General features: G+C 72.7%; 7 protein-coding genes. 4 read left to right on the forward strand and 3 right to left on the reverse strand.

Translation table 11 applies throughout. The annotated features are described in order from the left end of the window. Positions 1-3: 3 nt before the first annotated feature. From AB5J54_RS11560 to AB5J54_RS11570, 3 genes are read right to left on the reverse strand one after another with little or no spacing between them, the layout of a single operon-like run. Positions 4-1,437 carry a hypothetical protein gene (locus tag AB5J54_RS11560; protein ID WP_369143834.1) on the reverse strand — a complete coding sequence of 478 codons (1,434 nt, stop codon included), beginning with the start codon at positions 1,435-1,437 and terminating at the stop codon, positions 4-6. Then, a complete protein-coding gene (gene pelF, locus AB5J54_RS11565) occupies positions 1,434-2,966 on the reverse strand; it encodes a GT4 family glycosyltransferase PelF (protein ID WP_369143835.1) in 1,533 nt (510 codons plus the stop codon). The genes AB5J54_RS11560 and pelF overlap by 4 nt, the downstream gene beginning before the upstream one ends. A 34-nt stretch (positions 2,967-3,000) precedes the next feature. Continuing rightward, positions 3,001-5,124, reverse strand: a complete 2,124-nt coding sequence (locus AB5J54_RS11570) for a hypothetical protein (protein WP_369143836.1) — start codon at positions 5,122-5,124, stop codon at positions 3,001-3,003. Between the two features lie 304 nt (positions 5,125-5,428). Between AB5J54_RS11570 and AB5J54_RS11575 the strand changes: the two genes are divergently transcribed. The 4 genes from AB5J54_RS11575 to AB5J54_RS11590 all read left to right on the forward strand — a co-directional run bounded on the left by AB5J54_RS11575 (position 5,429) and on the right by AB5J54_RS11590 (position 11,189). Beyond that, entirely contained in the window at positions 5,429-6,937 is a 1,509-nt protein-coding gene (locus tag AB5J54_RS11575; protein WP_369143837.1) for a leucyl aminopeptidase, read from the forward strand. 279 nt (positions 6,938-7,216) lie between these two features. Beyond that, a complete protein-coding gene (lpdA, locus tag AB5J54_RS11580) occupies positions 7,217-8,605 on the forward strand; it encodes a dihydrolipoyl dehydrogenase (RefSeq protein ID WP_369143838.1) in 1,389 nt (462 codons plus the stop codon). A 62-nt stretch (positions 8,606-8,667) separates the two neighbouring features. Then, positions 8,668-10,434: a 2-oxoglutarate dehydrogenase, E2 component, dihydrolipoamide succinyltransferase gene (sucB, locus tag AB5J54_RS11585; protein ID WP_369143839.1), complete on the forward strand. Its 1,767-nt coding sequence runs from the start codon at positions 8,668-8,670 to the stop codon at positions 10,432-10,434. 131 nt (positions 10,435-10,565) lie between these two features. Next, a complete protein-coding gene (locus AB5J54_RS11590) occupies positions 10,566-11,189 on the forward strand; it encodes a GntR family transcriptional regulator (protein WP_189802173.1) in 624 nt (207 codons plus the stop codon). The last annotated feature ends 261 nt before the right edge of the window (positions 11,190-11,450 follow it).

Consider the following 11,450-nt stretch of genomic DNA (forward strand, 5'->3'; position numbering starts at 1 on the left):
TCCCTAAGCGCGGTGGGCGGTCGGTCGTACCAGGAGGGCACAGGTCAGGGCGGCGAGCACCGCGGCCGCTCCCCCGGCGGCCACCGGGCCCGCCACCGATTCCACGGTCTGCGCCGCCGCCGCGAGCAGGCAGACGGTGGCGGCGCTGAGCACCGCGCCGAAGGCCTGGAGCAGCAGCCCGAGCCAGAGCACGGTCCCGATCAGGAGCAGGGTGAGCAGGCGCGGGAGCGTCGGCCACGGGACCCCGGGCCAGGCGAGGGTCGCGGCGAGCGCGAGGGCGAGGAGGACGGTGAGGTAGCCGCCGAGGCAGAGCACGAGGGTGCCGGTGACGGCCCGGCGGAACTCGCGGGCGGTGGTGAGGGTCCGCAGCCGGGTCAGGCTGCCGTCCCGGAAGCGGTACAGCAGCCATTCCGCCGGCCCCATGGAGAGGGTGAGGGCGATGACCGCCCCCGCGCCGCTCACCCTGGTGTCCCCCACGCCCGCGTGGAGGACGAGCAGGCCGCTGCCGAGGCCGAAGAGGCCGTACGGGAGGGAGGCGGCGCGCGGGGGTCCGCCGCGGCCGCCCGCGTCCCGGCGGAGGCCGGGGCGCAGGACGAGCGCGGCGAAGGCGACGGAGGCGGTGAGCGAGGCGAGGAGGAGCCCGGCGCGCAGGGCGTCCGGCAGGTCCCAGCGGAAGGCGGCGGCGGCGCCGGTGAGCGGCAGCAGGGCGCAGAGCAGGGCCCGTTCGCGGCCGAGGACGAGGAGCACGGTCGCGGCGGCGAGGTAGAGCGACTGTCCTGCGGCGAAGACGGCGGCGGGGGTCTCGCCGGGCGCGGCGGTCGCGAGGGCGACGGCCGTCCCGGCGAGGGCGCCGGCCGGGGCGCCGGTGAGCAGGGCGCGGGCGGCGGCGGGCCGGTCGCCGAGCCCGAGCCAGGTGTACGCGCGGTGGGAGAGGGCCTGGTTCCAGACCCAGCCGGTGACGGCACCGGCGAGCAGGGGGACGGTCCCGGCGGGGAGCCCGAACCGGCCGTGCCCGCCGGCGAGCAGCGGTGCGGCGAGGACGTACGCGAGGCCGGGGAGCGCGAAGACGAGGCCGCGCAGCAGACAGCCGGCGAGCTCGCCGTACCAGGCGCCGGAGGGTGGTGCCGCCGGTTCGGGGTGGCGCCGCTCCACGCGCGCGTAGAGGTCCTCGGCGAGGGAGAAGGAGTCGGCGCGGCCGTAGGTGAGCCGGATGTGCTCGTCGGTCATGCCGTCGGACTCGAGGAGCGCGGCGATCTCGTCCGGGTGTACGGCGACGGCGACGAACCCGTCGAGCCGCCGGGCGAGTTCGTCGAGCGGATCGTCGGCGAGGCCGCCGCCGTCGGGGGTGCGGGCGGGCTCGGCCGGCCGGCGCGGGCGCGGGATCGCCGGAAGCGGGGTCTCCGTCTTCGGGGGTGTCAGCCAGAGGGAGCCGCTCATGCCCGGGTGCCTCCTGTGGCGAGGGCCGCGGTGGTACGGCGGGGGGCGGGGATGCGGAGGCGCAGGGGTTCCTGGGGCAGCGGGACCGGGCGCGCCGGGCGGGCGCCCGCCAGTTCGCGGTAGATCTGGCGGAAGCCGTCCACCGAGCGGTGCAGGGTGAACTCGTCGATGACCCGCTGCCGGGCGCGGCGGCCGAGTTCGGCGCGGCGGGTGCCGTCCCGGAGGAGGGCGGAGACGGCGGCGGCCATGACGGCCGGTTCGCGGGGCGGGACGACGATCCCGGTGTCGCCGACGGCCTCCCGTACGCCTCCGACGTCGGTGGAGACGGTGGCGCGGCCGCAGGACATGGCCTCGATGAGGGAGAAGGGGAAGCCCTCGCTGATGGAGGAGAGCATGACGACGCTGCCGGCCGCGTAGGCCGAGGGGACGTCGCTGATCCGGCCCTCGAAGGACACCCCGTCGGTGACGCCCAGCTCGGCGGCGAGCTTCTCCAGGCGGGTCAGGTAGTCCTCGTTCCCGGCGGGGACCGGGCCGAACAACCGGAGCCTGAGCGAGGGGAGTTCGGCCCGGCAGATCGCGTACGCCCGGATCAGGGTCTCCAGGTCCTTGATGGGGTCGACGCGGCCGCACCAGCTGAGGGTGGGGGTCTCGGGTTCGGGTCCGGCCTCGGGGAAGAGGGCGGGGTCGACGCCGTTGTAGACCGTGCGGATGCGGTCGGCGGGGGCTCCGCCGCGCTCCTCCCAGCGCCGGTTGTACTGGTTGCAGGGGGTGATGAGGTCGGCCTTGCGGTAGCCGAGGGTGTTGAGTTCGCGGTAGAAGCCGAGCATGAGGGCCTTGACGGGCCAGCGTTGCGCTTCGCTGCGGTAGCCGAGGTAGCGCTCGCGGAGGTAGATGCCGTGTTCGGTGAGCAGGAAGGGCACCCCTTCGAAGTGCTGCGCGGCGAGGGCGGGCAGCGTGGCGAGACCGCTGGAGACGGCGTGCGCCACGCCGCCGCAGGCTATCCGGGCGGCGAGCGGACGCAGGGCGTGTTCGAGCAGGTCGGTGGCGGTGAGCGCGTCGTGGACGGTGGGCCGGGCCGCGAGCGTGGGCAGGTGCGGCATGGTCCAGATCCACATGAGGGAGCGCAGGGCCGGCTCGGAGCGGAGGGCGGCGGTCAGCCGTCCCTGCCGGGCGAGTTCGGCGAGTTCGTACAGGCCGGTGCCGAAGTCGCAGCCCGCCTCGGGGTCGAGGAGGGCGAGCAGGAGGCGCTCGTACGCGTCGAGGAAGCGGCGGCGTTCGCGCCCCCGCAGGGGCCGGCGCACGGCCGGTCCCTGCGGAGGTCCCCACAGGGGGTACGCGGTGTGCCGGGTGACGTTGGGCGGCAGCTCCCAGGTGACGGGTTCGCGGCCGCTGCCGGTGAGGGCGAGGATCTCGAAGTCGACCTCCGGCATGCCACGGACGAGCTGGTCGCACCAGGTGCTGACGCCGCCGTGGACATGCGGGTAGGTGCCTTCGGTGAGCATGGTGACGTGACGGCCACTGCTCGGCATGAGCGGGTTCCCCCCAGGACGTGCTGGTCAGGCGTCAGGCGGTCGGGAGCGTGAGGGTGACGGCGGTCTGGAGCGGTTCGGGTGTGGTCCAGGCGGAGCGGGTGCCCGCGTAGGCCGTCCCGAAGGCGGTGCTGCCGAGCAGGAGCTTCTTCCGCGTGCCCTCGGGGGCGGTGACGGGCACGGTGACGCCGGAGGGCGCCTTGACGGTGACCGTGGTGCCGATGCGGTAGGCGGTGACCTTTCCGGCGGCGACGGCCTGGTCCCAGGCGGCGCGGCGGCCCAGTTCGGTGCCGACGTCCTTCTGGGCCGGGTTCACCAGGGGCGCGTTCGCCGCGAACAGGGCCCGGTAGTCGGCGAGTACGCGGTCGAGGACCGGGTAGAGGAGCCGCTCCTCGGCGAGGTTCGACTGGTGGACGTAGTGCGGCCGGGGGTCGTTGCCCAGGACGTGGGAGAGGGCGGTGCGGGCCTCCTGCGGCACGATGTGGTCGGCGTAGCCGGTGGCCGTGGGGAGCGGGGCGGGCAGGCAGGTGGAGGCCGGGTTGGACTCGCAGATCCCGCTGCCGCCGTCGGCGCGGGAGGTGTAGATCCAGTTGTACTCATCGGCCATCTCGGCGGCGGTGCCCACGTTGTAGTACACGTTCATCGGGTGGCGGGGCACGGTCTTCGCGGCGCCGGTCCCGACGGGACGCTGCTGGGGCTCGCGGGAGTTGTCGCTCGCGGTCCACTTCACGCCGTTGTCGGCGAGGGCGCCGGCGAGGTTGGGGTTGTCGACGGGCTGCTGGGGCAGGGTCTTGAGGCCGGAGTGCTCGCCGGTGACGAGTTCGGAGCGGTCGACGGAGATGCCCTTGCCGACGGCCCAGTTGTGGTTGTCGCGGATCTGGCCGGAGAGCTCGGAGCGGCTCACCCAGAGGGTGTTGCCCGCGGTGTCCTTGGCGCACTGCCAGGGCACGACGCTGTTGTCCTGGACGCAGCCGAGGAAGGGGTGGGTGTAGGTGTGATTGATCCACCGGTACTGGGCGCGGTCGGCGACGAGCCGGTCGGTGAGCGCGTCGGTGCCGCCGTGCTCGGTCTTCCACTGCTCGCCCTGGCCGCCGTTGTAGACCATGTCGAGCGTGAAGCCGGAGGCCTTCTGCCAGGCGGCGGCGTACTGGGCGTCGGCGACGGTCATGCGGATCGGGTCGACGCCCTCGCCGTCGTCGCCGACGCAGTCGAAGTCGCCGGGGGTGCAGTCGAGCGTCCGGTCCCAGCGGGCGTCGGGGGCGAAGACGTCGTCGACGTGGACGGAGAGGTAGTTGCGGCTCTGGCCGAGGTGGACGCCCTGGGTGAGCCAGTCGACGATGCCGCGGGCGAGGGCCCGGAACTGCCGCTGGTACTGGTTGTAGGCGAAGGTGACGACGAGTTCGCGGCGCCCGTCGGCGGCGTACTCGCCGACGAGGCTGGCCCGGCCGCCGCCGGCGGCGCTGTCGACGGGCACGTCGAGGTAGCTGGTGTAGCCGGCCCGGGGGCGGCCCGCGTAGCCGTAGCTCTCGGAGATCGTGGGGTCGTTGTCCTCGAAGGTGAGCGCCCCGGCGAGGTAGCGGAAGGGCCCCGCCTGCCCGGCGGCGGTGACGCCGGCGGTGGTGCCGTCGAGGACGCCGGACCAGCCGCCCTGGTCGGTGTAGTCGAGGCCGACGCCGGGGTGCGACCAGGTGTAGGCGTCGACCTGCGGGATCCCGAAGGTCCGCTCGTACGTCCGGAGGGCGGTGGCCTCGGCGGAGTCGGGGCCGAAGGCGCTCTCGTGGGGCAGGACGACGCCCTGGTACTTGGCGCGGGGCCGCCCGTCGACGCTGTCGCTCAGGAAGGCCGTGTCGACGACGGGCCGGTTCGGGTCGTTGAGGTCGATCCTGCGGTACGGGACGCCGGAGCCCTTCAGCTCGGCGGTGATCGCCCCGACCGCGCTGCCGCCGTCGTCGACGACGAGGACGGTGAGGTCCACCCGGGGCGCGGTCGCGGCGGCCGCCTGCGCGGAGGGGACGACGGTGGCGAGCAGCGCGGCGGCGGCGAGGGCCGCGATCCTTCCCGTACGAGGACCGGTACGGGAACCGCCGCGGGGCGCGGTGCGGGCGCCGGCGGCGGTGCGGCGTGCGGTTCTGGGCGTACGGATTCGGCCGGAGTCCATGGCTGGTGTCCCCCCTCGACGGGCCCCGCCCGAACCGGCGGAACGCGTGGAGATGTCGCAGATGAGGCGAAGAACGGTGTGTCGTCCTTGCGTGAATGAGGCGAGTGTGACCGGGCGACAGAGGCCGGAAGGGTAAACATGAAAGAGACACCACGGATGAGTGAATCCCCGCCGCCGTGAGCGAACCGGGCGAGCGAGCGTAGGCTCGTTCTCGGCGCTCTCCGGGCCGAAATACGATGCGGCGGGCACGGTCGGCCCATCCCTCGACCGCCACAGAACTCAATGGAAGCGAGATTTCACCACCGTGACTGCTCTCACTCTCAGCACTGCCGGCGCGGCGACGCTGCGCGCCGACGCCCTCGTCGTCGGCGTCGCGAAGTCCGGGAAGACGCTGGTCGTCGCCCCGGGCGCCGAGGCCGTCGACAAGGCCTTCGACGGCCGGCTCGCCGCCGTCCTGGAGACCCTGGGCGCCTCGGGTGCCGAAGGTGAGGCGACGAAGCTGCCCGCCCCCGCCGGTCTCAAGGCCCCCGTCGTCCTGGCCGTCGGCCTGGGCGCGGCGCCCGAGGACGGCGAGTCCTTCGGCGCGGAGATCCTGCGCCGCGCCGCCGGCACCGCCGCCCGCACCCTGACCGGCTCGAAGAAGGCCGCGTTCGCGCTGCCGATCGCCACCGCCGACGACGCCGCCGCCATCGCGGAGGGCGCCCTGCTCGGCGCGTACGCCTACACCGCGTACCAGGAGAACGGCAAGGACGCGAAGAAGCCCCTCGCCGAGGTGGCCCTGCTCGGTGCCAAGCCGCGCGACAAGGCCCACAAGGCCGCCGCCGAGCGCGCCCAGGCCGTGGCCGAGGAGATCAACCGCGCCCGCGACCTGATCAACCAGCCGCCGAACGACCTCTACCCGGCCACCTTCGCCGCCGCCGTCCAGGCCGCCGGCAAGGAGCACGGCCTCAAGGTCCAGGTCCTCGACGAGAAGGCGCTCACCAAGGGCGGCTACGGCGGCATCCTCGGCGTCGGCAACGGCTCCGTGAACCCGCCGCGCCTGGTCCGCGTCGCCTACACCCACCCGAAGGCGGAGAAGACCCTCGCCCTGGTCGGCAAGGGCATCACCTACGACTCGGGCGGCATCTCCCTGAAGCCGGCCGGCCACAACGAGACGATGAAGTGCGACATGGCCGGCGCCGCCGCCGTGTTCTCCACCGTCGTCGCCGCGGCCCGCCTCGGCCTGGAGGTCAACGTCACGGGCTGGCTCGCCCTCGCGGAGAACATGCCGTCCGGCTCCGCCACCCGCCCGGGTGACGTCCTGAACATGTACAGCGGCAAGACCGTCGAGGTCCTGAACACCGACGCCGAGGGCCGGCTCGTCCTCGCCGACGCGATCACCAAGGCCTCCGAGGAGCACCCGGACGCGATCGTCGACGTGGCCACCCTGACCGGCGCCATGGTCCTGGCCCTCGGTGACCGCACCTTCGGCATCATGGCCAACGACGACGACTACCGGACCGCGATCCACGAGATCGCCGAGGAGGTCGGCGAGCAGTCCTGGCCGATGCCGCTCCCCGCGGACCTGCGCAAGACCATGGACTCCCCCACCGCCGACATGGCGAACATGGGTGTCCGGATGGGCGGCGGCCTGGTCGCCGGTCTCTTCCTGCAGGAGTTCGTGGGCGAGGGCATCACCTGGGCCCACCTGGACATCGCGGGCCCCGCCTTCCACGAGGGCGCCCCGTACGGCTACACCCCCAAGGGCGGCACCGGCTCCGCGGTCCGCACCCTGGTGAAGCTGGCCGAGCGCACGGCGGCCGGCGAGCTCTGAGCACACCCGTGACAGGGACGGCCCCGGGCTCCGTGCCCGGGGCCGTCCCTGTTCGCCGACGACGAAATCCGTAGGTTCGTCCGTGCCCGTGAGCCCGCCGTACGGACGATCGGCCGTCTCAGAGCACGGCCCCGCGTCCCGTCGTCCGTCAACAAGTGCGAAGATGGGTTCTCGGCAGGACAGGGCCCCCACCACAGGGCCGAAATAAAGCGGCCGGACACCAGCCGCCGCCAGGTCGTCGACGACCGGCGACGAGCGCACATGCATGGAGGACGTGACGTGGCGAACGACGCCAGCACCGTTTTCGACCTAGTGATCCTCGGCGGCGGTAGCGGCGGTTACGCCGCGGCGCTGCGCGGAGCGCAGCTGGGCCTGGACGTCGCACTGATCGAGAAGAACAAGCTCGGCGGCACCTGCCTGCACAACGGCTGCATCCCGACGAAGGCCCTGCTCCACGCCGGCGAGGTCGCCGACCAGGCGCGCGAGGCGGAGCAGTTCGGTGTCAAGGCCTCTTTCGAGGGCATCGACATCAAGGCCGTGCACAAGTACAAGGACGACGTGATCTCGGGCCTGTACAAGGGCCTGCAGGGTCTCGTCGCCTCCCGCAAGGTGACCTACATCGAGGGCACCGGCCACCTGTCCTCCCCGACCTCCGTCGACGTGGACGGCCGTCGCGTCGAGGGTCGTCACATCCTCCTGGCCACCGGTTCCGTGCCGAAGTCCCTGCCCGGCCTGGAGATCGACGGCAACCGGATCATCTCCTCGGACCACGCGCTGACCCTGGACCGGGTCCCGGAGTCCGCGATCATCCTCGGCGGCGGCGTCATCGGCGTCGAGTTCGCCTCGGCGTGGAAGTCCTTCGGCACCGACGTCACGGTCATCGAGGGCCTGAAGCACCTGGTCCCGGTCGAGGACGAGAACAGCTCGAAGCTTCTTGAGCGCGCGTTCCGCAAGCGCGGCATCAAGTTCAACCTCGGCACCTTCTTCCAGTCCGCCGAGTACACCGACAACGGCGTCAAGGTCACCCTGGCCGACGGCAAGACCTTCGAGGCCGAGGTCCTCCTGGTCGCCATCGGCCGCGGCCCGGTCTCCGCCGGTCTCGGCTACGAGGAGCAGGGCGTCGCGATGGACCGCGGCTACGTCCTGGTCGACGAGTACATGCGTACCAACGTGCCGACGATCTCGGCCGTGGGCGACCTCGTCCCCACGCTCCAGCTCGCGCACGTCGGCTTCGCCGAGGGCATCCTCGTCGCGGAGCGCCTGGCCGGTCTGAAGACCGTCCCGATCGACTACGACGGTGTGCCCCGGGTGACGTACTGCCACCCCGAGGTCGCCTCCGTCGGCATCACCGAGGCCAAGGCCAAGGAGATCTACGGCGCGGACAAGGTCGTCGCCCTGAAGTACAACCTCGCGGGCAACGGCAAGAGCAAGATCCTCAAGACCGCGGGCGAGATCAAGCTCGTCCAGGTCAAGGACGGTGCCGTGGTCGGCGTCCACATGGTCGGTGACCGCATGGGCGAGCAGGTCGGCGAAGCGCAGCTGATCTACAACTGGGAGGCGCTGCCGGCCGAGGTCGCGCAGCTCATCCACGCCCACCCGACGCAGAACGAGGCGCTCGGCGAGGCCCACCTGGCCCTGGCCGGCAAGCCTCTGCACTCCCACGACTGACGCTCACGTCATCACAGGGCGCGACGACCACTTTCCGCAATTCGTTAGGAGCAACTGAAACCATGTCGGTTTCCGTAACCCTGCCGGCGCTCGGCGAGAGCGTCACCGAGGGCACCGTCACCCGCTGGCTCAAGGCCGAGGGTGAGCGTGTCGAGGCCGACGAGCCGCTGCTCGAGGTCTCGACCGACAAGGTCGACACCGAGATCCCCGCCCCCGCCTCCGGCATCCTGGCCTCCATCAAGGTCGCCGAGGACGAGACGGTCGAGGTGGGCGCCGAGCTCGCCATCATCGACGACGGCACGGGCGCCCCGGCCGCCGCTCCGGCCCCGGCCGCCGAGGCCGCCCCGGCTCCGGCCGCCGCTCCGGCCCCCGTGGCCGAGGCCCCCGCCGCTCCGGCGCCGGTCGCCGAGGCTCCGGCCGCCGCCCCCGCCGGTGCCGCCCAGGGCACCGACGTCGTGCTGCCGGCGCTCGGCGAGTCCGTCACCGAGGGCACCGTCACCCGCTGGCTGAAGTCGGTCGGCGAGACCGTCGAGGCCGACGAGCCGCTGCTCGAGGTCTCCACGGACAAGGTCGACACCGAGATCCCCGCCCCCGCCTCCGGCGTTCTCCTGGAGATCGTCGTCGGCGAGGACGAGACCGCCGAGGTCGGCGCCAAGCTGGCCGTCATCGGCGCCGCGGGTGCCGCTCCCGCCGCCGCTCCGGCCCCGGCCGCCCCGGCCCCCGCCGCGGCTGCCCCGGCCCCCGCCGCTGCCCCGGCTCCGGCCGCCCCGGCTCCGGCCCCCGCGCCGGTCGCCCCGGCCGCTCCGGTCGCCGCCCCGGCTCCGGTCGCCGCCGCCCCGTCGATCGCCCCGGCCGTGGTCACCCCGGTCCCGGCCGCCCCCGCCGCCGCACAGCCGGCGGAGGACGGCGCCTACGTGACCCCGCTGGTCCGCAAGCTCGCCACCGAGAACGGTGTCGACCTGGCGTCCGTCAAGGGCTCCGGCGTCGGCGGCCGCATCCGCAAGCAGGACGTCCTCGCGGCCGCCGAGGCCAAGAAGGCCGCCGCTGCCGCACCCGTCGCCGCCGCCCCGGCCGCCGCCGCGAAGGCCCCCGCCCTGGAGGTCTCCCCGCTGCGTGGCCAGACGGTCAAGATGACCCGCATGCGCAAGGTCATCGGCGACAACATGATGAAGGCGCTGCACGGCCAGGCCCAGCTGTCCTCGGTCGTCGAGGTCGACATCACCAAGCTGATGAAGCTGCGCGCCCGCGCCAAGGACGCGTTCGCGGCCCGCGAGGGCGTCAAGCTCTCCCCGATGCCGTTCTTCGTGAAGGCGGCGGCCCAGGCGCTGAAGGCCCACCCGGTCATCAACGCCCGGATCAACGAGGACGAGGGCACCATCACGTACTTCGACTCGGAGAACATCGGCATCGCCGTGGACTCCGAGAAGGGTCTGATGACGCCGGTCATCAAGGGTGCGGGCGACCTGAACATCGCCGGCATCTCCAAGGCCACGGCCGAGCTGGCCGGCAAGGTCCGCGCCAGCAAGATCACGCCGGACGAGCTGTCCGGTGCGACCTTCACCATCAGCAACACCGGCTCGCGCGGTGCGCTGTTCGACACGATCATCGTCCCGCCGAACCAGGTCGCCATCCTGGGCATCGGTGCCACGGTCAAGCGTCCGGCCGTCATCGAGACCGCCGAGGGCACCGTCATCGGCGTCCGCGACATGACCTACCTGACGCTCTCCTACGACCACCGTCTGGTGGACGGCGCCGACGCCGCCCGCTACCTGACGGCCGTCAAGGCGATCCTGGAGGCCGGCGAGTTCGAGGTCGACCTCGGTCTGTAAGGCGAACGGCAAGGAGCGTCGCCGAAAGGCAACGTAACGAGCCTCACCTGCGGCGCCCCCGCCCGGAAGTGTTTCCGGACGGGGGCGCCGCCGTATTGTCTAAGGGTCAACACTCCCCGAGGAGCCGCTTCATGACCGTCCCCGTCGTCCACTCGCTGCGCGAGCAGATCCGCGAGCACATCGTGGAGGGGATCGTCAGCGGCCGCTGGAAGCCGGGCGAGCGCATCGTGGAGCGCCGGATCGCGACGGAGCTGGAGGTCTCCCAGACCCCGGTCCGCGAGGCGCTGCGCGAGCTGGAGTCGCTGCGGCTGATCGAGTCGGCGCCCAACAAGGGCGTCCGGGTCCGCAACCTCACCGCGGCCGACCTGGAGGAGAGCTACCCCGTACGCGCCGGTCTGGAGCAGATCGCGGCCGAGCTGGCGGCCGGGCGGCTCGCGGCCGACTGCTCGGCCCTGGAGCCGCACGTGGCGGCCCTGTACGAGGCGGACGCGACCTCGGACGGTACGGCGCAGGTGCGGCACACGGTGGCCTTCCACCGGGAGCTGGTGAAGGCGGCCGGGAACGGCGTCCTGCTGCACACCTGGGAGACGCTCGGCATCGAGGTCTTCACGGCCCTGTCGATCCGCTGGCTGGGCACGGTCCAGAAGTCGTACGCGGAGGAGCACCAGGAGCTGGTGGAGGCCTTCCGGCGGGGCGACCCGAACATCGGTGCGCTCGTGAAGGCGCATGTTCTGGGCTGCGCGCCGCGAGCCTGAGCCCAATGCTTTACGTACGGTGAGCGGGTCCGTCCTGTCGGCGGGCCCGCTCATTCGTGCGCGCACACCCTCAGACAACCGGCCCCACCTGCGAAAACAGGACAGAAAACAAGGCACCGGGTGCCCGTTTCCTTGGCACCCTGTGCCGACTTTCTCGATCTGAAGAGGTTTTCCCCATCAACCCTTTGATCGATCATCGATCGCCGGTTTACAGTCTTCGGCGGGCCGTCACCCGGCCCTTCGCCCTGTCCTGCCAGACAA

This window comes from Streptomyces sp. R44 (assembly GCF_041053105.1).
Lineage (GTDB): Bacteria > Actinomycetota > Actinomycetes > Streptomycetales > Streptomycetaceae > Streptomyces.

Bases quoted from the DNA above. Each gene is read 5' to 3' on its own strand.
- AB5J54_RS11560 (WP_369143834.1), bottom strand. From the start codon at position 1,437: ATGAGCGGCTCCCTCTGGCTGACACCCCCGAAGACGGAGACCCCGCTT.
- pelF (WP_369143835.1), bottom strand. From the start codon at position 2,966: ATGCCGAGCAGTGGCCGTCACGTCACCATGCTCACCGAAGGCACCTAC.
- AB5J54_RS11570 (WP_369143836.1), bottom strand. From the start codon at position 5,124: ATGGACTCCGGCCGAATCCGTACGCCCAGAACCGCACGCCGCACCGCC.
- sucB (WP_369143839.1), top strand. From the start codon at position 8,668: ATGTCGGTTTCCGTAACCCTGCCGGCGCTCGGCGAGAGCGTCACCGAG.
- AB5J54_RS11590 (WP_189802173.1), top strand. From the start codon at position 10,566: ATGACCGTCCCCGTCGTCCACTCGCTGCGCGAGCAGATCCGCGAGCAC.